This window comes from Promicromonospora sp. NPDC060271, assembly GCF_042726755.1.
In the GTDB taxonomy this organism is placed as follows: domain Bacteria; phylum Actinomycetota; class Actinomycetes; order Actinomycetales; family Cellulomonadaceae; genus Promicromonospora.
This window is the reverse complement of record NZ_JBHXBG010000030.1, coordinates 14,529-38,983: the sequence shown is the minus strand read 5'-3', so window position 1 is coordinate 38,983 and position 24,455 is coordinate 14,529. Positions and strand designations below refer to the sequence as shown.

Genomic DNA, 24,455 nt, shown 5'->3' with positions numbered 1-24,455 from the left:
GCTCTGAGATCGGTCAATCAAACGACCGATGTCAGAGCAACCGACCGAAGTCAGCAGTCCGCGCGGAGCAACCGACCGAAGTCAGCGCTGACTCGCCCGGCCAGGCCGCCTCGGCGACTCAGCGCAGCGACGCCATCCAGGCCTCGACGTCCTCCGGACGCCGGGGGAGCGCCGCCGACAGGTTCTCGTTGCCGTCGGCGGTGACCAGCACGTCGTCCTCGATGCGCACGCCGATCCCGCGGAACTCCTCGGGCACGGCCATGTCGTCGGCCTTGAAGTACAGGCCCGGCTCGATCGTGAACACCATGCCCGGCTCCAGGACGCCGTCGAGGTAGAGCTCGCGGCGCGCCTGCGCGCAGTCGTGGACGTCGAGGCCGAGGTGGTGCGACGTGCCGTGCACCATCCAGCGGCGGTGCTGCTGGCCGTCCTCGGACAGGGCCTCGTCCGCCGTGACGCCGTCGGGCAGGAAGCCCCACTCCTCGAGGCGGGCCGCGATGACCTCCATGGCCGCCGCGTGGACGTCGCGGAACTTGGTGCCCGGCTTGGCGACGGCGAACGCCGCGTCGGCCGCGTCCAGCACCGCCTGGTAGATCTTGCGCTGCACGTCCGTGTACTCGCCGTCGACCGGCAGGGAGCGCGTGATGTCAGCGGTGTAGAGCGAGTCGACCTCGACGCCGCCGTCGAGCAGCAGCACTTCGCCCGAGCGGACCTCGCCGTCGTTCCGGATCCAGTGCAGCGTGGTGGCGTGCTCGCCGGAGGCCGCGATCGTCTCGTAGCCCACGGCGTTGCCCTCGAGCCGAGCGTGCCCGTCGAAGGTGGTCTCCACGACACGCTCGCCGCGGCGGTGCGCGACTGCGCGCGGCAGAGCACGGACCACGGCCTCGAAGCCCTCGATGGTGCGGGCCACGGCCTCACGCATCTGCTCGATCTCGTACTCGTCCTTGATGAGCCGCAGCTCGGACGTGGCCTCGACGAGGGTCTCGTCGGTCACCGCGTCCTCGTCCTCCCCGGCCTCCAGCCGCAGCTCCTCGACGAGCGACTCGACCGCGTCGTCCGCGCCGGTCACCACGAGGAGGTGCACGCCGCCGTCGCCGACGTCCTTCGCCAGGGCGTCGCCCAGCTCGTCGATGTGGCGGGCCTCGATGCCCGTGAGGGCCTCGACGTCGGCCAGCGACGGGCGGGCACCGACCCAGAACTCGCCGTAGCGGGCGTCGGCGTAGAACTCCTCGTTGTCGCGCGGAGCCAGGGGACGCACGTACAACACAGCGTGGTGGTTGGAGCCGGCGTCGCCGGCGCCGTCCGGAACCGGGTGCAGCACCAGCACGGCGTCCGGCTCCTGGTCGGTGCCCAGGCCGGTGAGGTGCGCGAACGCCGAGTGCGGCCGGAACCGGTAGTCGGTGTCGTTGGAGCGGGTCTTGAGCGAACCCGCCGGGATCACGAGACGCATACCAGGCAGCCGCTCGGAGAGGGCCGCGCGTCGGGCGACCGTGTACCGCGCGGCGGCCGACGCCGTCAGGCCGAGCTCGGCGCGCGGGGCCCACTGCGACATCACGAAATTCTTGAAGGCGGCGGAGCCCGGGCGGTGTGAACGGTTGGCCCCGCGGTCTGCGGTGCCCTGCTCGTCAGGCTGCGAAGTGGTGGTGGGTTCGCTCATGCGCCCAGTGTTTCACGCACGCCGGTTGAAGTCCGCAAGCGCCCTGGTGAGCACCCGGTTGAAGGCTGAGGGAGCCTCCATGTTGACGTCGTGCCCGGCACCGGGGATGACCACGAGCGACCCGTCGTGCGCCGCGGCGAGGTGGCGCTGCTCCTCGATGCGCATGGCGTCGCGGGCGCCGTTGACGAACCAGAGCGGGATCCGTGCGGCGCGCACGTTGGCGATCGAGGAGCGTCCCGCGAGGTGGGTCAGCGCGTCGGTCACGACGTCCCAGGTGGGCCGGTACATCTCGGCGGTCTGCTGCGGGGCGATCTCGACCTGTTGCAGGTCGGAGCCGCCGGGGGCGCTCCGCAGCGGGCGGAACGGGAGGCGCACAGTGGGTACGGAGAGGCGCGGACGGTGCACGCTCGGGTGCACCACCCGGCCGGTCAGCCGGCGTCCGAGGTAGGCGGCGTTCGCGACGCCCCTGGCGACGTCCCGGTAGAGCCGCACGGGCTTGCCCTTAGGGTCCGACGTGCAGCCCGCCGCGAGGATGCCCACCAGGCGGTCGGTGGCTCCCTGCCGAGCGGCCCAGGCGAGGGAGGTGTAGCCGCCCAGGGACAGTCCGACCAGGGCTATCGGCCCCGAGGGAAGGCCGGCGACGGCGTCGTCCAGCGCCTCGAAGGCGCCGTCCATGGTGAACCGTTCGTGGCGCCGTGCGCCGTGCGCCGGCAGGTCGACGGCGACGGCCGTGTGGCCGGCGGCGCGCACGTGCCGTAGCTGGTTCTCCCAGATGGCGCCGGAGCTGCGCATGCCGTGCACGAAGACGACGCTCGTCGGAGCGTCCTGCGGGGTCTGGTTGCTGCTCGTCATCCCTTCGATGATGCGGGACCGGTTGGGGCAGGCGGCGTACGGCGGCGGAACGGTCGGTGAACGGTCTGTGTGGGCCTGATGCTTCTGTGCCAATAGGGGCCGACGACGCCGGGGGTGCCGCACCTCACGCCGCTCGCGACGCCCGACGGGCCCTCGGCTCTCTACCCTTGTGGAGTGATCGACCTCCACACGCACTCCACCGCGTCAGACGGCACCGACTCGCCAGCGCGTCTGGTCGAGGTCGCCGCACTCGCCGGTATCAAGACGCTGGCCATCACCGACCACGACACGACATCGGGCTGGGCCGAGGCCGCCGAGGCCGCTGGGCGCTTCCAGATCGGTCTGGTGCGCGGCGCCGAGATCTCGGCGATCGCCCGCACCACCGGCTGGGGCACCGGTGTGCACCTGCTCGCGTACCTGTACGACCCGACGCACCCCGACCTGGTGGCCGAGACGGAGCGGACGCGCGACGACCGCACGTCCCGCGCCCGGCGCATGGTGGCCCTCCTCGGCGAGGACTACCCGATCACGTGGGAAGACCTGCTCGCTCAGACGAAGTCGGGCACGACGATCGGTCGCCCGCACATCGCGGACGCGCTCGTGGCGGCCGGTGTCGTGCGCGACCGGGACGAGGCCTTCGCCACGATGCTCCGCACCGGTACGCGGTACTACGTGGGCCACTACGCGCCCGACGCCGTCGCCACCGTCAAGGCGGTCCGGGCGGCGGGCGGGGTGCCGGTCTTCGCGCACCCCGGGGCCGACGCGCGTGGCCGGGTGGTCCCCGACTCGACCATCGAGGAGCTCGCCGCGGCGGGGCTCGCCGGGCTCGAGGTGGACCACCGCGACCACACCCCGGACACGCGCCGACGTCTCCGCGACATCGCCCAGTCCCTCGACCTGCTGGTCACGGGGTCGAGCGACTTCCACGGGGCGGGCAAGCGCAACCTCATCGGCGAGAACACGACAGAGCCCGGCGTGCTCGAGGCGATCGTGGAGCAGGGCACCCTCGAGGTGCTCCGGTGACCTGGTTCGACGTTGCGCTCTTCACCGAGGTCTTCGTGACGCTCTTCGTGATCATGGACCCGCCGGGCACCGTGCCGGTCTTCCTCGCACTGACCTCGCGGATGACCGCGCACGACCGCAAGCGCGCGGCGCGGACTGCGATCTTCGTGGCCTTCGGCGTGATCGTGGTGTTCGCGGTGTTCGGCCAGCTCCTCCTGGAGCACATGGGGATCTCGCTCGCGGCGCTCCAGGCGTCGGGCGGGCTGCTCCTGCTCCTGGTCGCGCTGGAGCTGCTCATGGGCAAGATGGACGCCGGTGGGACGGACGCCGGCGGGGCCGCCAAGAACGTGGCCCTGGTGCCGCTCGCGACCCCGCTGCTCGCGGGCCCCGGCACGATCGTGGCCACGATGGTGTTCGTGCAGCAGGGCGTGAGCGCCGGCGAGTCCGCTGTCGGGCACTACGCGTCGATAGGCATCGGCATCGTCGCGGTGTGCGTCTGCACCTGGGCTGCCATGCGGTTCGCCGGTCTCGTGCACAGGGTGCTCAAGGACTCCGGCGTGACGCTGGTGACCCGTATCGCGGGCGTGCTGCTCGCGGCGATCGCCACCCAGATGATCGCGAACGGCGTCATCGAGTTCGTCCGCACGGTCTGATCCCTCGACGTGTCAGATCCTCAGGTCACCGGGGTGACCTGAGGGTCTGACAGGTCAGACGTCGATGGTCTCCAGGATCACCGCTACCGGCTTCTCCGGGACTAGGCTCTCGGCCTCCCGCACCTTCTTCTTCATGGGCAGCACGTAGCCGCCGTCCTTGTCGCTCGGGAAGACGGAGGTGGTCCAGGTGGTCTTCCCCACGGTCACCCGGACCCGGATCGAGCCGAACCCGCGCGGAGGCAGCGGGAGGTCGGCCAGCTCGTCGGAATGGTCGGGCGGCACGGTCACGAACCACCAGGAGTCGGTACGCACCTGCCACTGCCACAGGGGAGCGGTGAACTCGATCTTCACGGGTAGAGCCTGTCAGAAACCCCTGAACGTGTCAGACCCGCAGGTCACCGGAGTGATCTGCGGGTCTGACACGTCATCTCGGACGACGGCGCGGGTCAGTTCTCCGGCTGGCCGCCGCGCGTGCGGCGGCGGGTACGGTTCCGACGGCGGCGCTGGCCGCCCTCGTCCTCGCCGCCCGACGCCGGGCGCTCGCCCGAGGCGGGCAGCTCACCCGACGTGCCGGCGGTGTCGGCGGCCGGCGTGCCGGTGGCCGGCGTGTCTCCGCCGTCGGACCGGGGGGCCGAACGGGGCGCGCCGTGCGAGCCGCCCTGCCGCCCGCCCGAGCGCGGACCGGAGCGGGGGGCGCCGGAGCGGGAGCCGCCGGAGCGCGAGCCGCCCGAGCGGGAGCCGCTGTTGCGCTTGCCCGTCTCGCCCAGGTCCTCGACGTCCTCGGCGTCCAGCCCCGCGAGGTGCTGCGCGGACCGCGGCAGGCGGCCCTTGGTGCCCTCGGGGATGTTCAGGTCGGTGAACAGGTGGGGCGACGTGGAGTACGTCTCGACCGGCTCGGGGTACCCGATCTCGAGCGCCTTGTCGATGAGCGACCAGCGCGGCACGTCGTCCCAGTCCACGAAGGTGACGGCGGTACCGGTGTTGCCCGCGCGGCCGGTGCGGCCCACCCGGTGCAGGTAGATGCGCTCGTCCTCGGGGCACTGGTAGTTCACGACGTGCGTGACGTCGTCGACGTCGATGCCGCGGGCGGCGACGTCGGTCGCGACGAGCACGTCGATCTTGCCGTTGCGGAACGCGCGCAGTGCCTGCTCGCGTGCGCCCTGGCCCAGGTCACCGTGGATCGCTCCGGCCGCGAAGCCGCGCGTGGTCAGCTCGTCCGCGACCTTGGCGGCGGTGCGCTTGGTGCGTGCGAACACGATGCTGCGCCCGCGGCCCTCGGACTGGAGCAGGCGGGCGAGCACCTCGATCTTGTCCAGGGCGTGGGCCCGGTACACGACCTGCTTGATGTTCTTGACCGTCGCGCCCTGGTCGTCCGGCTCGGCGGCGCGGATGTGCGTGGGCTGCTTCATGTAGCGGCGCGCCATCGAGACGACGGCGCCCGGCATGGTGGCGCTGAACAGCATGGTGTGCCGCTGCGCGGGGGTACGGGCCAGGATCTTCTCGACGTCGGGCAGGAACCCGAGGTCGAGCATCTCGTCGGCCTCGTCGAGCACGACGGTCGCCGCACGGAGCAGGTTGAGGTGACCCTGGTTCAGCAGGTCGATCATGCGGCCCGGCGTACCGACCACGACGTCGACGCCGGACTTCAGGGCCTCGATCTGCGGCTCGTAGGCACGGCCGCCGTAGACCTGCACGATCCGGACGTTGCGCCTGGCGGAGGCGGTGGCCAGGTCGTTCGCCACCTGCACGGCGAGCTCGCGGGTCGGTACGACGACGACGGCCTGCGGCTTGCCCGGAGCGACGAGCTGGTCGTAGCCGGGCTCGCCGGGAGCGACGACGCGGTGCAGCAGCGGCACGCCGAAGCCGAGCGTCTTTCCGGTACCGGTCTTGGCCTGGCCGATGATGTCGTGCCCGCTCATCGCGACGGGCAGCGTCATCGCCTGGATGGGGAACGGGTGGGTGATGCCCGAGTCCTTCAGCGCCTCGACGATCTCGGGGCGGACGCCGAAGTCGGCGAACGTCACGTTCTGCGCCTGGATGGCGGACGGGCTGGAGTAGTCGGGGCCCGAGCTCATCGTCGGCTCGGGACCTGTCTTGATGACCGCGTCTGCGGCCGGGGTGTCTGTGGTAGTCACTGGCGCCTTCATCTCTCGCGGCGCGGTGGGCCCTCATGGCCCGGCGATCGCGCCTTCGTGCGGCAGCCGATCGTGAAAATCATCGCGCGCCGGGAATGACCCAGGCAGCGCGTCCTGTCGGAACGGCCTCTGGGAGGCCGGAGCACAGGCTCGGGGGTCGGAACGTGACGACCGGGCAACCGATGTACGGGATTCATGGTACGCGCACGATGTTTCCGGGTGGTTAGCGAAACACGGTGAACAGCCCGGTTAGTAATGAACGCCACGTGGCGGACGGCGCGTGCGGGTGCGCCGTCAGCCACGTGGCGTGGGGTACGACCTGCTCAGACCGCGCCGAAGCCGACCTTGCGCTGCTCCTCGGAACCGATCTCGACGTAGCCGATCGCAGCGCCGGGGACGAGCACGAGGCGGCCGCGCGAGTCGGTGAGCTCGAGGGTGCCACCGGCCAGGGCCTTCTTGACGGCAGTCGCGACGGCGTCCGCGCTCGCTTCCGTCTCGACCACGACCTCGCGAGGCAGGTTCTGCACACCGATGGTGACGTCCACTTTTACTCCAGTTCGGTCGGGGATTGCGCCGTGTGCCCGGTGATCCGGGGTCCCGGCCTGTCGATCCTAGTCACGCGTCGGCGCCGTCTGCCCTCGGTTTCGCCGTGAGCCGACAGGAGGGTCGGCAGAGGCCCCGGGGAGGAGGTGCGGGCCCGGCGGTCCCGCGATCCTGTGGACAGGGGCATGGGCGCGCGGGCGCGTGCGTGGCACCATGGTCGGCGTGAGCAGACGGTCCTCCGCACGGCGCGCCGGCCGGCACGCCCGTGGAGGCGCGCCCGCCGGGCTCCTGACGGAGGGCGTGGCCGCGAGTCGGTCCGTGGCGCGGAAGGTGCGCCGCCGCGCGGCGCAGGACCCTCGGCGGGCCGCGATCACGCTCAGCCTCTGCCTGGTGGCGGGGCTCGGTGGAGGCATGGCGGTCACCATGAGCACCGAACCGGACGCGTCCGCCGCAGTCGTCGCCGGGGCCGTCGAGGACAGCCTGGGCGCCGAGGCGGCCGCCGCGGTGCGGAACGCGTACGAGGCGGCCAGGTCCGGCGAACGGACGTCGCCGGATGCCGTCTCGGCGGTGTCGCCGGATGCCGTCTCGGCGGCCGAAGCCGCCTCGGGGACGGGCGCAGGTGTTGGCACCGCCGCCGAGGTGCTGCCCGAGCCGCCGTCCGCCGAGCTGCCCGAACCCCGGGCCGTGGCCTCGGCGGGAGTGCCGCCCGTGGAGAAGTCGGCGCCGCCGTCACCCGACCCGAGCCTTCGCGCCGCAGTCGGGCCGCCGCCGGAGCCGGGCTCCGGGCTGCTCGGCACGAGCGTCGCGGTGGAGGAGGAGCTGTCCGGCAGGCTCGTCGTGGTCGGCGGGTCTCGTCTCGCGCCCGCCGAGGGCAAGGTCTGGCGTGTCCAGATAGCCGTCGAGAAGGGGCTGCCGGTGGATCCGGAGGTCTTCGCCGAGTCGGTGCTGGCCACCCTGAACGACCCGCGCGGCTGGAACGCCGCCGACGGGTCCACCTTCGCCTGGACCGACTCCGACGACTACGACGCGCGCGTGGTGCTCGCCAGCCCGGGAACCACCGACCGGCTCTGTCTCCCGCTGGACACGATAGGTGAGCTCTCGTGCGGCATCGAGGAGACCGCTGTGCTCAACTTCAAGCGCTGGGCGAAGGGCTCCCAGGCGTGGGAGAGCATCGGGCGCTACCGGCAGTACCTCGTGAACCACGAGGTGGGGCACGTGATCGGGTACCACCACGACCTGTGCGCCGGCGAGGGCGAGCACGCGACGGTGATGGTGCAGCAGACCACCACGACCAGCGGCTGCATCCCCGAGCCCTGGCCCGTTCCCGACGCCCCGGTGCCGGACGAGGACTGACCGGCTTCCACAGGACGAAACGGGCATTGCCGACTCCCCAGTGCGGGGCGTCGGGGAGTGTCAGTGGCTCGTGGTTCGATCGTTCGCGTGACACCGACCCTCGCTCTCGCACCTCGGCTGACGCCGCCCGGGCACCGTCCCGGCGCGGCCGGATCTGTGCTGGTCGAGGGCGGTGTGCCGCTCGACGACACCCAGGCGGCAGCCGTCGAGGCCGCGCTGAGCAACCGGGCGACCCTGGTCCTCGGTGCGCCCGGGTCCGGCAAGACGACCGTCACCTGCGAGGTCGCCGTGCGGGCGCTGGACTCGGGCGTGCAGCCCGAACGGGTGCTGGTCCTCGCGTCCTCCCGGCGAGCCGCGGCGCGGCTGCGCGACGAGGTAGCGGCAAGGGCCGGGCGCACGGTCGGCGCACCGATGGTTCGCACGGCGTCGTCCGCAGCGTTCGCGGTGCTGCACAAGCGCGCCGCCGCGCTCGAGCAGCCGGCGCCGACCCTGGTCTCCGGCCCGGAGCAGGACCTGGTGCTCGCCGAGCTGCTCGCCGGTCATGTCGCCGGTGAAGGGCGGCCGCTCGCGCTGCCCGCCGGTCTGCCCGAGGAGTCGCTGGGCCTGCGCGGACTGCGCCAGGAGCTGCGTGACCTGCTCATGCGCGCCGCCGAGCGTGGCCTCGGCCCGGTCGAGCTGGACGAGCTGGGGCGCGCGAACGGCCGCCCCGAGTGGGTGATGGCGGCGCAGATCTACGAGGAGTACCTCGACACGATGGCACTGCGGCTCGGTACGCCCGACGCAGGGCCGCGCTACGACCCCGCAGTGGTCATCGACGAGGCCGCCGAGTCGCTGCGGTCCTGGGAGGACGAGGTGCCCGGCATGGCGCGGCCCACCTGGGACCTGGTCGTGGTCGACGACTACCAGGAGGCAACGGCCGCGACGGTCCGGCTCCTGCGGGTGCTGCACGACGACGGCGCACGGCTGGTCCTGCTGTCCGACCCGGACTCAGCGGTCCAGACCTTCCGTGGTGCCGCGCCGGGGCTCACCGGCCGGGCCGCCGCGCCGGCCGGCCCCGGTCGCGCCTTCGGCGCCTTCGACGCGGAGACGATGGTGCTCGGGACGGTGTGGCGGCAGCTGCCCGAGCTGCGTGCGGTCACCCGTGCGGTGACGAACCGGATCCCGGTGTCGGCGAGTGCCATGCACAGGCGCGCGACGGCGCATGCGCCGAAGGCCGCCGAGGGTGAGCCGGCCGCCGGGTCCGCATCGTCCGTCCAGGTCGCGGTGCTCTCGGGCGCGGCGCAGGAGGCGGCCTGGATCGCCCGGGAGCTGCGGGCCGAGCACCTGCTGCGTGGCACGCCCTGGGAGCGGATGGCGGTGATCGCCCGCAGCGGTACGCGCCTGGCGGCACTGCGGCGTGAGCTGGTCTCGGCGTCGGTGCCGGTCGCGCTGCTCGGGTCGGACCTCCCGCTGCGGGACGAGCCCGCCGTTGCGCCCCTGCTGGCGGCCGTGAAGACGTGCGCGGGTGCGCCGCGCGGGAGCCTCGAGGCCCTGATCGCCGAGGAGCTCGACGGCGACGAGCCGGTCCTGGACCCCGAGACCGCCGCACAGCTGCTCGTCTCGCCGATCGGCGGGCTCGACGCCGTGGCGCTGCGCCGGCTGCGGCGTGCGCTGCGGTCGGAGGAGCTGTCGGCGGGCGGGGGCCGCACGTCGGACACCCTGCTGGTCGAGGTGCTGGCCGATCCGGCGCGTGCGGCTCTGCTGCCGACGCAGGTGCGGCGCGGGCCGCTCGCCGTGGCACGGGTGCTCGCCGCCGGGCGCGAGGCCGCCGGGGAGCCGGGCGCAACGGCACAGACGGTGCTCTGGGCCGTCTGGGCGGCGACCGGTCTCGCCGAGCGGTGGAGCGCCTACGCCCTCGCCGGTGGTCCCGCGGGTCTGCGGGCCGACCGCGACCTCGACTCCGTGCTCGCCCTGTTCCGCGCGGCGGAGACCTTCGTGGACCGGATGCCGGGCGCGCCGGTCGCCGCGTTCGTCGACTACCTCGCGTCGCAGGACCTCCCGGCCGACTCGCTGGCGGCGTCCGCACAGGGTGCCGGCGCCGTGGAGGCGCTCACACCGCCGGGGGCCGCCGGGCGCGAGTGGGACGTGGTGGTCGTCGCCGGCGTACAGGACGGCGTCTGGCCCGACCTGCGGCTGCGCGACTCCCTGCTCGGCTCGCAGGCGCTCGTCGAGCTCATCGCCGGCCGGTCGGAGGACGGCCGGGTCGTCGGTGCGGAGGCTCGGCGGCAGGTCCTCACGGACGAGCTGCGTGCGTTCGCGGTGGCGGTCTCCCGCGCCCGACGGCGCCTCCTGGTCACCGCCGTGGAGGACACCGAAGAAGCACCCAGCGTGTTCTGCGACCTCGTGTCGCCGCGGAACGACGGCGGCGACGGGCCGGACCCCCGGCGCGTGCCGGTCGGCCCGCCGCTCGACCTGCGCGGCGTGGTGGCAGCCGCCCGGACGGAGCTGGTGCGTGCTGCCGCCCTCTCGGCGCCGGGCAACCAGCCCGCCGCCGCCCTCCTCGCCGACCTCTCGGCAGCGGGTGTCGCCGAGGCCGACCCGAGCACCTGGTACGGCGTCGCCGGGGTGTCGAGCGAGATTCCGCTGTGGGGTGTGCAGGAGACGGTGAAGGTGTCGCCGTCGAAGGTGGAGACGGTGACCACGTGCGCCCTGCGCTGGGCGCTCGAGGCGGCGGGCGGCACCAAGCCGGACGCCACGCACCAGACCCTCGGCACGCTGCTGCACTCGATAGCGCAGAGCCATCCGAAGGGTTCGCTCACCGAGCTGAAGAAGGAGCTGGACCGGCGCTGGCCGGAGCTCGCGCTGCCGGAGGGCTGGCCGTCGCTGCAGCTCCGCAAACGGGCCGAGCGCATGGTGGAGCGGCTCGCGGACTACCTCGCCGACTCCGGCGAACCGCTCCTCGTGGAGGCCGACTTCGACCTGCAGGTGGGGCGCGCCCGGCTGCGCGGCCAGGTCGACCGCGTCGAGGACGCGGGCGACGGCGGCGTGACGGTGGTCGACCTCAAGACCGGCAAGTCCGCGGCCAGCAAGGACAAGGCGGCGGAGAACCCGCAGCTCGGCGCCTACCAGCTCGCGGTGGAGGAGGGCGCGCTCGACCTGCCCGACGGCACGGTCAGCAAGGGCGCGAGCCTCGTCTACGTCGGCACCGAGACCGTGTCGGCGAGCGTACGGAACCAGCCGGCTCTCGTCCCGGACGAGGACGGCAACAGCTGGGCGCGCGACACCGTGGAGGGTGCCGCCGACACGATGGCCGCTGCGCAGTTCGCGGCGAAGAGCAACGACCTGTGCGAGGTGTGCCCGGTGCGGCGTTCCTGCCCGCTGCAGCCCGAGGGACGGAAGGTGGTCGAGTGACCAGGCACGAGCCGGAGATCCGGCTGTCCGCGCGGGCGATCGCCCGGCTGCTCGGTCGCCACGAGCCCACCGACGAGCAGGTCCGGGTGATCGAGTCGCCCCTGGAGCCGGCGCTCGTCGTCGCGGGTGCGGGCTCGGGCAAGACCGAGACCATGGCCGCGCGCGTCGTCTGGCTCATCGCCAACAAGCTGGTCCAGCCCGAGCAGGTGCTCGGCCTGACGTTCACGCGCAAGGCCGCCGGCGAGCTCACCCGGCGCGTGCAGACACGGCTGGCACAGCTGGGCCGGGCACTGGGCGAGGAGTCCGGCGAAGCGCTCGCCGGCCTGGACCTCGACCGGCCCACCGTCGCCACCTACAACGCCTACGCCGCCTCCCTGGTCGCCGACCACGGTCTCCGCCTCGGCGTCGAACCGAGCGCCCGTCTGCTCGGCCAGGCCGAGCAGTGGCAGCTCGCGTCCCAGGTGGTCGAGTCCTGGGACGAGGACCTCGGCACCGACAAGGCGGTCAGCACCGTCACCGGCGCCGTCGTGGCACTGTCCGGCGCGCTCGGCGAGCACCTCGTCGACCCCGCCGACGCCCGCGCCCGCCTGACCGAGATGGCAGAGCACCTCGAGTCCGTCCCGCTCGGACCGAAGCAGAAGAAGCGCACCAAGGACGTCGACAAGCTCATCAGCTCGGTCGCCGAACGGGCCCGGTTCGTGGACCTCGTCGTCGAGTACCGCCGCCGCAAGCGCATCGCCGAGGCGCTCGACTTCGGCGACCAGGTCGCCTTCGCCGCCCAGCTCGCCCGCGAGGTGCCGCTCGTGGGCGCCGCCGAGCGCGCACGGTTCGAGGTCGTGCTCCTCGACGAGTACCAGGACACGTCCTACGCCCAGGTCGAGCTGCTGTCCGGCCTGTTCGGCGGCGGACACCCCGTGACGGCGGTCGGCGACCCGCACCAGTCCATCTACGGCTGGCGCGGCGCCTCCGCCGCGGGCCTCGCCCGCTTCCCCGGCCGCTTCCAGCGCGACGACGGCGTCCCCGCCGCCGTGCACTACCTGTCCACGTCCTGGCGCAACGATGCCGCGGTGCTCACCGCCGCGAACATCGTGTCGGGTCCGCTGCGCTCGCGGACCGGGGCCGGAACCGACGTCGAGGTCCCCCCGCTGGACCTGCGGCCAGGGGCGGGCGAGGGAGTGGTGTCGGCGCACGTCGCGGCCACGCTTGAGGAGGAGGCGGAGGCGGTGGCCGAGTGGGTGGCCGCGCGCTGGCGCTCCGGCGCCCACCCGGACGGGCGGTCGACCGCCGCCGTCCTCTGCCGGGCCCGAGCGCAGTTCCCCATCCTCGAGGTGGCGCTGCGCCGCCGCGGCCTTCCGGTCGAGGTGGTGGGCCTCGGTGGGCTGCTGTCGACGCCCGAGGTGGTCGACGTCGTCGCGCTGCTCCAGGCCGCGCACGACCCGTCCCGCGGTGACTCGCTGATGCGCCTCCTGACCGGCCCGCGTCTCAACCTCGGCGCCGCCGACCTCCATGCGCTGGGCTCCTGGGCTGCGGACCTGGCGCGGATGGACGACCCGCGCACCGCCGCGGCGGCCGCGGCCCGGGTGGACGGCGTGGACGGCTCTGACGACGCGGTGGACGACGACCTCCGTGTCGTCGAGGGCGACGTGTCGGACCACCGTTCGATAGTCGACGCGCTCGACGACCTGCCGCCGGCCGGGAAGCCGGCTCGCGACGGCCGGGTGCTGTCCCGGGACGCTCACCTGCGGCTGACCGCGCTCGCCGGGCTGCTGCGGGACCTGCGCGGCCTCACGTACCTGTCGCTGCCCGAGCTGGTGGTCCAGGCGGAGCGCGCTCTCGGCCTCGACGTCGAGGCAGCCACCGCGGCAGCCCTGACGAGCGCTGGTGTCGGCGGAGCGGTGAGCGATCGTGGCCGCGAGCATCTCGACGCGTTCCGGGACGTGGCCGCGTCGTTCGCGCAGTCGTCGGACACGGCGACGCTCGGCGCGTTCCTTGCCTGGCTCGGTGTGGCGGGGGAGAAGGAGCGCGGTCTCGACATGCCGGTGCACGAGCCCGACCCGGACGCCGTCCAGGTGATCACCGCGCATGCCGCCAAGGGGCTGGAGTGGGACGCGGTGGCCGTGGCCGGTCTCGCCGACGGCGCGTTCCCGACGTGGGACAGGGGCTCGCGTTCGGGCGACTCCTCGTCGGGCTGGCTGTCCGACCTGGGCGAGCTGCCCTACCACCTGCGCGGCGACGCGGACGACCTGCCGAGCTTCGGCTGGGAGCGCGCGTCCGACACCAAGGACCTCATCGCGCTGCGTGACGAGTTCAAGTACGAGTGCGGTGAGCACCGCCTCGCCGAGGAGCGCCGGCTGGCGTACGTGGCGTTCACGCGTGCCCGGCGCGAGCTCTTCCTCACGGCCTCCTGGTGGGGTACGGCGAGCCGCCCGCGCGGCGTCTCCCCGTTCCTCGCCGAGCTGGCCGACGCCGGCCTGGTCAGCACGGACCTCTGGGCCCCCATGCCGGCCCCGGACGCAGAGAACCCGCGCAACGCGGAGGAGCTGACGGCCCTCTGGCCGGCTCCGGACGGAGGCCAGGACCAGGCCGGGACGACGCCGAGCACGGTTGCGGCCCAGCAGCCGACCGCCCGGGGCGTGCTGCGTGCCACCGCCGAGCTCGTGGACGAGGCCGCGGAGGAGCGTCTGGTCGCGCTGGCCGCCATGCGCCTGCCCGCCGATGCGCTCACCGCGCCGCGGGGCGCCGTCACCGACGCCGCAGGCCATGATTTGGTCGACCTCGCCCGCATGCTCCTCGCCGAACGGGACCGGGACGCCGACCGGGAGATCGCCTTCCCCGCGCACGTCTCGGCGTCCGGGCTGGTGCGGCTCGCCGCGGACCGCGAGGCGTTCGCCCTCCAGCTCCGGCGCCCTGTGCCGGTGCAGCCGACGGTGCACGCCCGCCGGGGTACCCGGTTCCACGAGTGGGTGGAGCAGTTCTTCACGTCGGCCACGCTGCTCGACGTCGACGACCTGCCCAGCGCCGAGGACGAGGACCTGCCGGAGGACACCGACCTCGACAAGCTGCGCGACACGTTCCTCGGCTCGGAGTGGTCGGCTCGCATGCCCATCGCGGTGGAGGTCGACGTCGAGACGCCGGTGGCCGGCGTCATGCTGCGCTGCCGCATGGACGCCGTCTTCCGGGACCCGGCCATCGGACCGGACGCGGTGGTGGTCGTGGACTGGAAGACCGGCCGCGAGCCGCTCGACGCCGCGGCCCGGAGTGCGCGCGAGGTGCAGCTCGCGGTGTACCGCCTGGCGTGGTCACGCTGGACGGGCCTGCCGCTGGAGCAGGTGAGCGCCGCGTTCTACTACGTCGGCTCGGACACGACGGTCCGGCCGGAGCGCCTGCTCGACGAGACGGAGCTGGAGGCGCTCATCCGCGGCGAGTGACTACGCGCCCTCGCTCTTCGGCTCACTCTTCGAGCGTCGCCTCGTCCAGGTCCTCCAGCATCGACGTCGCGTCCTCGACCACCTCGGGCAGTCGGTGCCGCACGCCGTGCAGCAGCCACCGCGCGAGCGCCAGCTCACCCACGAGCATCGCGCGCTCGGCCAGACGGGGGTCGCTCAGCTCAGTGCGGCGTAGCTGGTACGCCTCCATGATCGAGTCGACCGCCTCGAGCGGTGCCGCCGCGATGAGCCAGGCGAGGTCGTCGGCGGGGTCGGCCACGCGGGCCTCCGCCCAGCCCGAGATCGCGACCACCCGCTGCCGGTCCACGAGCAGCTGGTCGGGCGCCAGGTCGCCGTGCGCGACGACAGGCTTGAACTTCCAGAGGGAGACGTCCTCGAGCGCCGCTTCCCAGCGCCGCAGCAGGGTGGGCGGGACCCTGCCGGTGCGCGCGGCCTCGTCCACCTCGGTGAGGCGACGCTCGCGGTACTCGGACGCCGTGTAGCTGGGCAGCCCGCAGGTCTCCACGACCGACGTCGGCAGCTCGTGGATCGCGGCGATCGCCCGGCCCAGGTCCGCCGCGAGGCCGGGGCCCGGCTCCAGCGCCTCGACGTCGAGGGTGCTGCCGATGATCCGCCGGTGCACCACCGCCCGGCCGCCCTCCGGCAGCAGCGCGTACCCCGCGACCTGCGGCACGACGAACGGGAGCACGCCCGTGTCGATGTACAGCCGAAGCGCGTCCAGCAGCTCGATCTCGGCCTCGAGCGCCGCACCGGCCACCGTGCTGCGGGGCGCACGGACCACCCACTCCTGGTTGTCCTGCCCGGTGACGACGGCGACGTCGTAGTCGCCCGCGAGCTCGCCGACGCGCACCGACTGGGCATCGAGACCAGGTACGGCGGCGGTCGAGAGGGCGGCGAGAGCGAGGGGCGTGCGGGACACGTGCTCAACCGTATTGCAGTGTTCGCGTGCCATGGCACAGGGCGGTGGTGTGTCCCCGCTCCAACGGGGACACACCACCTTTCTTGGCAGAGCCGTCTGGTAGTGCCAGGGCCCGGCGAGTGCTAGCGGCGTGCGGGTGTGCGCGGCCGGGTGTGCATGAGGGCATGGCTCGCGCCGATGGTGATGAACAGCCCGCCCGCCCACCAGACGCCCGACGTGAGCATTCCCGGATAGAGCGCGGAGCTCACCAGGGCCACGACGCCGACCAGGGCCAGGATGACGCCGGCCCACGGCTTGCCGAGGGCGATCAGCACGCCGAGAACGGCGAACCCGCCGGCGTAGAGAACGGTCTCGCGGGTCAGGTCCCAGTTGCCGGCAAGCGATCCGGCGACACTCAGGGCGATGGGCAGGAGGGCGAGCACGCCTCCGGCGATGCGCCAGCCGATCGCGGGCGGTCCGTTGCGGGCGATGACCGGTACGAGCAGCGCGCCCCACGCGAGCCAGGCGGTGGGCGCGAAGGCCCAGCCGTCGGGGAAGATGAAGCTCACGACCGACAGCATGATCGCCACCGCGACGTTGAAGACCGTACGGGCACGCGGGGAGGCGAAGTTCGGGAGCGCTGCGATCAGTGCCGGGGCCAGGTTCAGCAGCACGATCCCGAAGCCGTGCGCCTTGAACTGCGTGTTCGGCACCTGGAGGGAGCCGTCCGGCCACCAGAAGGAGACGAACATCGCGGCGAAGACCGCGACACCGGTCGCCAGCCACAGCAGGATGCGCCTCATCCGGTCGGTCTCGCCCGGTTCATGGCCCAGCTCGGCCCGCACCCGCTCGGTGAACTGCGCTGGGTCGCCGAGGCTCTGCGCGGCCTGCTCAGGGGTACGGCCCGCATCCGCGGCGTCCGCGAAGTGGGCCCGGACGTCGTCGAGCACCGCATCGCGCTGCTCAGGGGTGAGCGCGCGCAGGCGCTTGCCCACGTCGCGCAGGTAGGCGTCCTCGGCGTTCGCGTTCATCGCGGTCCTCTCGGTGATCGTGGTGTTCTTGGCAGTTGTCATGCTCTCGGTCATCGTGATCCCTCCAGCAGCGCGTTGACCTGCGCGGCGAGTGACGCCCAGACCTGGGCGAACGCGGCGAGCTGACTGGTGCCGTCAGCGGTGATGGCGTAGTAGCGGCGGGGGCGTCCGGTGCCCGACGAGTCCCATCGGGGCTCGACCAGCCCGTTCTCGCGCATGCGGGCCAGCAGCGGGTAGAGGCTGCCCTCGCTTGCGATGAGTCCGCGTTCGGTGAGGTCGTCGGCCAGCTCGAGTCCGTACTTCTCACCGTGCGAGAGCAGCGCGAGCACGCAGTACTCGAGCACTCCCTTACGGAGGTTCGTTGCGATGCGCTCTTCGATCATGTCGAGAACCATAACCTTGCGTAGCAAGACTTGCAATACAAGTCTTGCGAAACAAGTCTTGCGAGGCAAGATCCGGACGGGTGCGACGCCGGGCACCTGACCTGCCGCGATCCGGGTGCCAGGGCGGCCGACTACTGTCGACCCTGTGTCAGCTCTCGACCTCCCGTTCGCCCGCGCCGCCCACTACCGCGCCGCCCACCGCCGCGACGAGCCGGGGCTCGTCGGCGACCTCCTCAAGGAGCGCGGCACCCAGGTGCTGGTCGTCCGCGGGAACCGGGTGGCGATGGCCGGCCAGCGCGTGGCGCTCTTCGCGCCCGACGACGTCGCGCACCTCGACGTCGGCCTGCACCTCTTCCTCGGGGAGGCGGACGGCGTGGCCTACCTCGCCGCGGTCCTGGCCGACGCCGAGGCGGAGCCCGGGCTCGACGTCGACTGGGCGGGGCTGCGCACCCTCGACGAGCCCGACCTGGAACAGGGGCTCGTCGTCGAGGCCATCGCGTTGTCCCAGTGGCACGCCGCGCACACCCACTGCCCGCGGTGCGGCACGCGGACCGAGGTCGCGCAGGGCGGCTGGATCCAGCACTGCCCGAAGGACGACACGAACCAGTTCCCGCGCACCGACCCCGCGGTGATCATGGCGATCACCGACGCCGACGACCGGCTGCTCCTGGCCCGCGGCCCGCAGTGGGGCCCGGGCCGGCGGTCGGTGCTGGCCGGCTTCGTGGAGCCGGGCGAAGGGCTCGAGCAGGCGGTGGTGCGCGAGACGATGGAGGAGGTGGGGGTCGTCGTCGACCCCGCAACCGTCGAGTACCGGGGCAGCCAGTCCTGGCCGCTTCCGGCGTCGCTCATGCTCGGCTTCCGGGCCCGGGCGACCACGACGCGCCTGGTGCGGCAGGAGGACGAGATCGCAGAGGCGGACTGGTTCACCCGCGCGGAGGTGGCCGCGGCGGTGGCCGACGGCCACCTCGGCCTGCCGGGCCGCGCCTCGATCGCCCGCTCCCTGATCGAGGACTGGTACGGCGGGCGCATGGAAGACCCGGCCGGGGGCGGCTGGCAGGCCGCCAGGTGAACGGGGGCTAGTTCGCCAGCGCCAGCCGGACGTCCGCGAGGCTCGGGTTGGTCGCCGCCGTGCCGTCCGGGTAGACCACCGTCGGAACGGTCTGGTTCCCGCCGTTGACCTGCTCGACGTAGGCGGCGGCCTCTGGCTGCTCCTCGATGTCGATGACCGTGTAGCCGATGCCCTCCGAGTCGAGCTGCGTACGCAGCCGGCGGCAGTACCCGCACCAGGTGGTCGAGTACATCAGGACCGTGCCGTCCGCCGGGAGGGGCGAGCGGTTCGACGTGGTCGTATCGGACATCAGTACTCCTTGTCAGTGGGTGCTGCGAGAATCGCAGACGATGCTCACCCAGACCAACTCCGCCGCCGGTTCGAATCATCCTGGACCGATGAGCCCCGACGCCATCCTGACCGCCCTCGATCCCGAGCAGCGCGAGGTCGCGCTCGCGCTCAACGGGCCGGTCATGGTGCTGGCGGGTGCCGGCACGGGCAAGACGCGCGCCATCACCCACCGCATCGCCTACGGGGTCCGCATCGGCATGTACGCGCCGACCAGCGTGCTCGCCGTGACGTTCACGGCCCGCGCGGCGGGGGAGATGCGCACCCGGCTGCGCGAGCTCGGCGTCCAGGGCGTGCAGGCCCGCACGTTCCACGCGGCGGCGCTGCGGCAGCTCGGGTACTTCTGGCCGCGCGTGGTGGGCGGCGCCCCGCCGCGGCTGGTGGAGCACAAGGCGCAGATCATCGCGGAGGCGGCCCGCCGGCTCGGCCTGAGCGTGGACCGCGTCGCCGTCCGTGACCTGAGCAGCGAGGTCGAGTGGGCGAAGGTCTCGCTCGTCACCGCCGACGACTACGAGAAGGCGCTGCTCGCGACGGGCCGCGAGGCGCCGTCGGGCTACGACCCGCAGACGGTGTCGCGCCTCATCACGGCGTACGAGGACGTGAAGACGGAGCGCGAGGTCATCGACTTCGAGGACGTGCTGCTCATGCTCGGGGACATGCTGAACAGCCACAAGATCGTGGCGGACGAGGTGCGCTCGCAGTACCGGCGCTTCGTCGTGGACGAGTACCAGGACGTCTCCCCGCTGCAGCAGTTCCTGCTCGACCAGTGGCTCGGCGGGCGCAAGGAGCTGTGCGTGGTGGGCGACCCGTCGCAGACCATCTACTCCTTCACCGGTGCCACCCCGCGCCACCTCCTGGAGTTCCGGCGGACGTACCCCGAGGCGCAGGAGATCCGGCTCGTGCGTGACTACCGCTCCACGCCGCAGGTGGTGAACCTCGCCAACGAGGTGCTCAAGCGCGCCGGCCGCGGCGGGGGCGCGCACCAGGCGCTGGAGCTCGTCGCGCAGCGCAAGCCGGGCCCGCCGATCGCCTTCACGGCGTACGACGACGACGAGGCCGAGGCGAAGGGCGTCGCCGGCAGGGCTGCCCGCCTGATCCAGTCGGGCGTGAAGCCGAGCGAGATCGCCGTGCTCTACCGGACCAACTCCCAGTCCGAGGCGTTCGAGGCGGCGTTCGCCGACGCCGGGGTGGGTTACCTCGTGCGCGGCGGGCAGCGGTTCTTCCAGCGCAAGGAGGTACGCGACGCGATGGTGCTGCTGCGCGGCGCCGCCCGCTCGGCCGACCCGGAGCTCCCGATGCCGGACCATGTGCGCGACATCCTCGCCACCGCGGGGTGGGCGGATCAGCCGCCCACGGCGCGCGGCGCCGCCCGGGAGCGCTGGGACGCCATGCAGGCGCTCGTCGCGCTCGCGGACGACCTGGCCGCCGCCGCGACCCCCGAGAGTCCCGCGACGGTCGCGCTGCTGGTCGCCGAGCTCGACGAACGCGCGGCGGCGCAGCACGCGCCGACGGTCGAGGGGGTCACGCTCGCGTCACTGCACGCGGCAAAGGGCCTGGAGTGGGACGCCGTCTTCCTCGCCGGCATGAGCGAGGGGCTGATGCCGATCTCGCTCGCGGAGTCCGACGACGCCGTGCACGAGGAGCGCCGCCTGCTCTACGTCGGGATCACCCGCGCCCGCGAGCACCTGGAGGTGTCGTTCGCGCGCGCACGGAACCCGGGTGGCCGGCCCACGCGCAAGCGCACGAGGTTCCTCGACGGGCTGTGGCCGGAGGAACCGCGCTCGCCCCGGGCGCGGACCGCGCCGAAGGGCCAGGCCCGGGCCCGGCTGACCGGTGAGCACGACGTCGCGCTCTTCGACGCCCTGCGCGACTGGCGCCTCGAGGTCGCCCGCGAGACGGACAAGCCCGCCTACACGGTGCTCACGGACGCGACGCTGGCGGCCATCGCGGAGGTCCGACCTTCGGCCATAGCCGAACTCGCTCGCGTGGACGGGATAGGTCCGGCGAAGATCGACCGGTACGGCGCCACGATCCTCGCGATCGTGGCGAGTGCACCGAGCACCTGAGCGGCCCGTAGCGGCCTGTCAGGTGGTCCGGCGGGGGAACTTTCGAGTGGTTCGGACGCTCCCGGTACGGCTGCCCACGGGGCCGTTCCGGGTCCGGCGAAAAACTTCTCAAGAAAGTTTGGAAAAAGAGTTGGCTCGCCCCGGTGCCCCGACATAGTGTTCACATGTCCCTGACGGCAGTGGGCGAGACCTTAAGGTCTGGCCCGGATTCGAGTGAGGAGGTGGGTGTCTTGGAGATGAACATGATTCCGCAGACGGATCTGCACGCGTGCAAGTACGTGCTCGGCAACGAGCCCGTTCAGGCAATCGGCGCAGCTCTGCCTTTCCGCGCGCGCACTCACCGCGGAGGCGTCAAGCCGTCCGCTCTCGCACCCGACTCCGCATCTCCAGGAGACTCGCCGGTCTAACGACCGAGTCATCCAGGCCGCGGAGTCCATCTAGGACCCGCGGCCTTAATTCTTGCCCGGAGACCCGGCCCAGCCAGGGCCGGCCGGCCGAGATCTAGCCCGGGGTCCTGTTCCCCCAGACGTTCATCGACGACGTTCTTCTTTACAGGACACAGGAGACAACCGTGCGCCTCACTGCGCTCCTCGACACTCTTCCCCAGGGCGGTTCGGGCCCCTGGGACCCACCTCAACACCCCGTCACGAGCGGGATCGGTTCGGACTCGGCGGAGTTCAACCGGCTGATGGACACACTGCTGCCGTGCCGTACGAACGACCCGGAGCTGTGGTTCGCCGAGCACAGCACGCAGGTGGAGCAGGCCAAGGCACTGTGCCGCACCTGCCCCCTGATCGAGGGCTGCCTCGCCGGCGCCCTCGAGCGGAACGAGCCCTGGGGCGTCTGGGGCGGCGAGGTCTTCGTCGACGGCGCCGTTGTCGCCCGCAAGCGTGGCCGGGGACGGCCGCGCAAGTCGGAGAACGTCGCAGCGGCCTGATCCACCGCAGCGTTGAGTGCGTGATATTCGCCCGGCCAACGGCCATTGGTCGGGCGAATATCCCGCACTCAACGCAAGGAGTCAGGACGCATGGCGTCAGGCTGGCAGGACCATGCACCCGCAGCGCGGGTGCGGTTCCGCCGGCCGGACGCGGGGGAGCCCCGCCGGGAGCGAGATCTCCAGGCATGCACCGACGGCCGCGGGCCGGTGCCCGTCCAGCTGGGCGAGCACCTGGCTCGCGGCCGTCGCCGCTGCCACCGCGGCGAGCGTCGCCTCCTGCGTCGGCTCCGCCACCTTGCGCAGCTGGGCGGCCAGCGCGGGCCACTCCCGGTCGGCGTCGGCGCGGTTCAGGTCGACGCACGTCACGCAGGCCGACCGGCCGGGCCGGACGAACGGACCGACCACCACGTCCGCCTCCCGCACCACCACCGGCAGGTGCGGTACCCCGAGGCCGAGCAGCCGCTGGTACCGCGCCGGGTGCGCGGCGTGCGGCTCGGTGACGACCACCGCATCGAGGGCCGTCGGGTCCAGTCCCGTCCCGCCCGCCAGGCTGCCGTCGACCCGCACCGTCACGCGGGGGGAGCGTTCCGCCAGGATGGACCGGACGGCGTCGTCGCGTGCCTGCCCCACGTCGACCGCCCGCAGACCGCCCAGCCCGACGTCGGTGACCTGCACCGGCAGCGGGTCGTGCAGCAGCAGCCCGCCGACGCCCGCCGTCGCCAGGTGCAGCGCGACCGCCGTGCCCAGCCGCCCGAGCCCGACGACGCCGACCACCCGCCGCGCACGGTCGGCCAGGGTCGCCAGCCCCGCGCCGTCGGGCCGCAGCATGCCGAGCACCGTCGCGTCCGCCGCCCCGTCCGCCGGAGCCGTCACCACGCCGGCCGTCGCCGGCACGGGCACCAGCACGCCCGCCCGGAACAGGGCGGTCATGATCTCGTCGCGCCGCTCGGCGGGAACACCGCACCGCGCAGCCGACCGCTCGACGGTCACGTGCCGCCGTTCGGCGATCTCCTCGAGCCACGTCTCCTCGGCTGGCGTGAGCCCGGTCAGCACGAACGACCAGCGTGGGTCCGAACCGCATTGCACCTGGCCGCCGCCGCGGCTGAGCACGGGTGTGCCTGGCCGCAGCCGGAGCAGGGAAGGGGGCTTCATGGCGACAACGATGCACGACGGCGTCGCACGTTCCCGGCGCCCGTCCACAGTTCCAGAGGTATCTCCAAAGCAGTGAGCGGGCCCGAAGTTCCCGTGTGCGCCCAGAGCCAAATGGACGGCGCAGAGGTTGCCGACCCGGTTACGGTGACCTTATGAGCGACCAGCACCAGAGCGGCGATACCCCCCAGTCGTGGGAGGAGATGCTGCGCTCGATGCTCGGCGACGGCGCAGACGAAGTGATGGCCGAGATGCGCGAACGCGGCATCGACCCGACCGCGCTCGGCGGCCCACCCGACCCCGTGATGATGCAGTACGCGCTGGCCCAGGTGCAGAAGATGCTCTCGGCCGAGGGCACCGGACCGGTCAACGCCGATGTCGCGCACGACGTCGCGCGGCAGGTCGCCGTCAGCAAGGGTGACCCGTCGCTGACCGCCAAGCAGGCCAAGGAGGCGCGCGAAGCGCTCACGGTGGCCGAGCTCTGGCTCGACGCCGTCACCGACCTGCCGCCCGCCGGCGGGAAGCGGCACGCGTGGAACCGGTCCGAGTGGGTCGAGGCCACGCTGCCCGTGTGGAACGAGCTGGCGGCGCCCGTGGCCTCGTCCGTCTCGGAGGCGCTGGCCACGGTGCTGCGCGACCAGCTCCCCGAGGGCATCGACGACGGCGAGGCGATCCCCGGGATGCCCGCCGGAGTGCTGCACGGGCTCGGCGGCACCATCGACCCGACCCAGATGATGCGCCGGCTCGGCTCGGCGGTGTTCGGCATGCAGGTCGGCCAGGCCGCCGGCACGCTCTCGCAGGAGGTGTTCGGCGCCACCGACGTCGGCCTGCCGCTGCTCGACAGCTCCGACACCGTGCTGCTGCCCACCAACGTCGCCGCGTTCGCCGACGGTCTGGATGCCCCGCTGGAGGAGGTGCGGCAGTTCCTCGCCGTCCGCGAGGCCGCGCACGCCCGCCTGTTCACCCACGTCCCGTGGCTCCGGTCGCACCTGCTGTCGATAGTGGAGCGCTACGCCCGCGGCATCACCATCGACCTCGACGCGCTCGAGGCACAGGTGCGTGACATCGACCTCGCCGACTCCGACGCGCTGCGCAGCGCCCTGTCCGGCGGTGTGTTCGGGCTGCAGAACACGGACGAGCAGAAGGCCGTGCTGCTGAACCTCGAGACCACGCTCGCCCTGGTGGAGGGCTGGGTCGACGAGGTCAGCGCCATCGCCGCCCTGCCGCACCTGCCGCACGCCATCCCGCTGCGCGAGATGATCCGACGCCGTCGCGCCGCGGGCGGCCCCGCCGAGCAGACGTTCTCGACGCTGGTCGGGCTGGAGCTGCGGCCGCGCCGGTCGCGCGACGCGGCGACCCTGTTCTCGATAGTCTCCCGCGCCCAGGGCACCGAGGGACGCGACGCCGTGTGGGACCACCCCGATCTGCTGCCGGGCACGCAGGACCTCGACGACCCGTCGGGCTACCTCGTGCGCCGCGAGGCCGCGGAGAACGAGCACGCCGACGTCGATGCCGCGCTCAAGGAGATCTTCGGCGAGGACTGACCGCGCTCATGCCGCAGGGGTCG

19 protein-coding genes are annotated in these 24,455 nt (G+C 72.9%); 9 read left to right on the top strand and 10 right to left on the bottom strand.

All coding sequences use genetic code 11. From position 1 onward, the window contains the following. Nucleotides 1-118: 118 nt before the first annotated feature. Nucleotides 119-1,654 (bottom strand): aminopeptidase P family protein, encoded by a 1,536-nt coding sequence (locus tag ACFWE2_RS07360; protein WP_377223555.1) that lies wholly within the window; start codon nucleotides 1,652-1,654, stop codon nucleotides 119-121. A gap of 12 nt (nucleotides 1,655-1,666) precedes the next feature. Next, nucleotides 1,667-2,506, bottom strand: coding sequence for an alpha/beta fold hydrolase (locus ACFWE2_RS07355; RefSeq protein ID WP_377223554.1), 840 nt, complete (start codon nucleotides 2,504-2,506; stop codon nucleotides 1,667-1,669). 174 nt (nucleotides 2,507-2,680) lie between these two features. On the opposite strand from ACFWE2_RS07355, the gene ACFWE2_RS07350 reads away from it, so the two are divergent. Beyond that, complete coding sequence (locus ACFWE2_RS07350; RefSeq protein ID WP_377223553.1) at nucleotides 2,681-3,529, top strand: PHP domain-containing protein; 849 nt, start codon at nucleotides 2,681-2,683, stop codon at nucleotides 3,527-3,529. Further along, on the top strand, nucleotides 3,526-4,161 hold the full coding sequence (locus tag ACFWE2_RS07345; RefSeq protein ID WP_377223552.1) for a MarC family protein: 636 nt from the start codon (nucleotides 3,526-3,528) through the stop codon (nucleotides 4,159-4,161). Before ACFWE2_RS07350 ends, ACFWE2_RS07345 begins: the two co-directional genes overlap by 4 nt. A gap of 54 nt (nucleotides 4,162-4,215) precedes the next feature. On the opposite strand, the gene ACFWE2_RS07340 is transcribed toward ACFWE2_RS07345, so the two are convergent. From ACFWE2_RS07340 to ACFWE2_RS07330, 3 genes are all read right to left on the bottom strand, one after another. Beyond that, complete coding sequence (locus ACFWE2_RS07340; protein WP_377223551.1) at nucleotides 4,216-4,512, bottom strand: DUF1905 domain-containing protein; 297 nt, start codon at nucleotides 4,510-4,512, stop codon at nucleotides 4,216-4,218. 95 nt (nucleotides 4,513-4,607) lie between these two features. After that, on the bottom strand, nucleotides 4,608-6,236 hold the full coding sequence (locus ACFWE2_RS07335) for a DEAD/DEAH box helicase (RefSeq protein ID WP_377223559.1): 1,629 nt from the start codon (nucleotides 6,234-6,236) through the stop codon (nucleotides 4,608-4,610). A 383-nt stretch (nucleotides 6,237-6,619) separates the two neighbouring features. Beyond that, the gene (locus tag ACFWE2_RS07330; RefSeq protein ID WP_377223550.1) at nucleotides 6,620-6,841 is read right to left on the bottom strand and encodes a DUF3107 domain-containing protein; all 222 of its coding nucleotides are present in this window, start codon (nucleotides 6,839-6,841) and stop codon (nucleotides 6,620-6,622) included. A gap of 220 nt (nucleotides 6,842-7,061) precedes the next feature. On the opposite strand from ACFWE2_RS07330, the gene ACFWE2_RS07325 reads away from it, so the two are divergent. The 3 genes from ACFWE2_RS07325 to ACFWE2_RS07315 all read left to right on the top strand — a co-directional run bounded on the left by ACFWE2_RS07325 (nucleotide 7,062) and on the right by ACFWE2_RS07315 (nucleotide 15,010). Beyond that, nucleotides 7,062-8,192, top strand: coding sequence for a DUF3152 domain-containing protein (locus ACFWE2_RS07325; RefSeq protein ID WP_377223549.1), 1,131 nt, complete (start codon nucleotides 7,062-7,064; stop codon nucleotides 8,190-8,192). Between the two features lie 174 nt (nucleotides 8,193-8,366). Further along, a complete protein-coding gene (locus ACFWE2_RS07320) occupies nucleotides 8,367-11,582 on the top strand; it encodes an ATP-dependent helicase (protein WP_377223558.1) in 3,216 nt (1,071 codons plus the stop codon). Further along, nucleotides 11,579-15,010: a UvrD-helicase domain-containing protein gene (locus ACFWE2_RS07315; RefSeq protein ID WP_377223548.1), complete on the top strand. Its 3,432-nt coding sequence runs from the start codon at nucleotides 11,579-11,581 to the stop codon at nucleotides 15,008-15,010. The genes ACFWE2_RS07320 and ACFWE2_RS07315 overlap by 4 nt, the downstream gene beginning before the upstream one ends. A gap of 22 nt (nucleotides 15,011-15,032) precedes the next feature. Here ACFWE2_RS07315 and ACFWE2_RS07310 read toward each other — a convergent pair whose 3' ends face one another. The 3 genes from ACFWE2_RS07310 to ACFWE2_RS07300 form a co-directional block, all read right to left on the bottom strand. Continuing rightward, nucleotides 15,033-15,947, bottom strand: a complete 915-nt coding sequence (locus ACFWE2_RS07310) for a macrolide 2'-phosphotransferase (RefSeq protein ID WP_377223547.1) — start codon at nucleotides 15,945-15,947, stop codon at nucleotides 15,033-15,035. Nucleotides 15,948-16,069: 122 nt separating this feature from the next. Continuing rightward, nucleotides 16,070-17,011 carry a DUF1700 domain-containing protein gene (locus ACFWE2_RS07305; protein ID WP_377223546.1) on the bottom strand — a complete coding sequence of 314 codons (942 nt, stop codon included), beginning with the start codon at nucleotides 17,009-17,011 and terminating at the stop codon, nucleotides 16,070-16,072. Beyond that, nucleotides 17,008-17,340 (bottom strand): PadR family transcriptional regulator, encoded by a 333-nt coding sequence (locus tag ACFWE2_RS07300; RefSeq protein WP_377223545.1) that lies wholly within the window; start codon nucleotides 17,338-17,340, stop codon nucleotides 17,008-17,010. The genes ACFWE2_RS07305 and ACFWE2_RS07300 overlap by 4 nt, the downstream gene beginning before the upstream one ends. Before the next feature lie 145 nt (nucleotides 17,341-17,485). On the opposite strand from ACFWE2_RS07300, the gene nudC reads away from it, so the two are divergent. Further along, nucleotides 17,486-18,409: an NAD(+) diphosphatase gene (gene nudC / locus ACFWE2_RS07295; protein WP_377223544.1), complete on the top strand. Its 924-nt coding sequence runs from the start codon at nucleotides 17,486-17,488 to the stop codon at nucleotides 18,407-18,409. A gap of 7 nt (nucleotides 18,410-18,416) precedes the next feature. On the opposite strand, the gene ACFWE2_RS07290 is transcribed toward nudC, so the two are convergent. Further along, nucleotides 18,417-18,698 carry a mycoredoxin gene (locus ACFWE2_RS07290; protein WP_377223543.1) on the bottom strand — a complete coding sequence of 94 codons (282 nt, stop codon included), beginning with the start codon at nucleotides 18,696-18,698 and terminating at the stop codon, nucleotides 18,417-18,419. Between the two features lie 88 nt (nucleotides 18,699-18,786). On the opposite strand from ACFWE2_RS07290, the gene ACFWE2_RS07285 reads away from it, so the two are divergent. Next, complete coding sequence (locus tag ACFWE2_RS07285) at nucleotides 18,787-20,802, top strand: ATP-dependent helicase (protein WP_377223542.1); 2,016 nt, start codon at nucleotides 18,787-18,789, stop codon at nucleotides 20,800-20,802. A 571-nt stretch (nucleotides 20,803-21,373) separates the two neighbouring features. After that, entirely contained in the window at nucleotides 21,374-21,739 is a 366-nt protein-coding gene (locus ACFWE2_RS07280; protein WP_116673785.1) for a WhiB family transcriptional regulator, read from the top strand. Between the two features lie 96 nt (nucleotides 21,740-21,835). Here ACFWE2_RS07280 and ACFWE2_RS07275 read toward each other — a convergent pair whose 3' ends face one another. Further along, the gene (locus ACFWE2_RS07275; RefSeq protein ID WP_377223541.1) at nucleotides 21,836-22,891 is read right to left on the bottom strand and encodes a ThiF family adenylyltransferase; all 1,056 of its coding nucleotides are present in this window, start codon (nucleotides 22,889-22,891) and stop codon (nucleotides 21,836-21,838) included. 152 nt (nucleotides 22,892-23,043) lie between these two features. Between ACFWE2_RS07275 and ACFWE2_RS07270 the strand changes: the two genes are divergently transcribed. Further along, nucleotides 23,044-24,432 (top strand): zinc-dependent metalloprotease, encoded by a 1,389-nt coding sequence (locus ACFWE2_RS07270; RefSeq protein WP_377223540.1) that lies wholly within the window; start codon nucleotides 23,044-23,046, stop codon nucleotides 24,430-24,432. Nucleotides 24,433-24,455 lie beyond the last annotated feature (23 nt).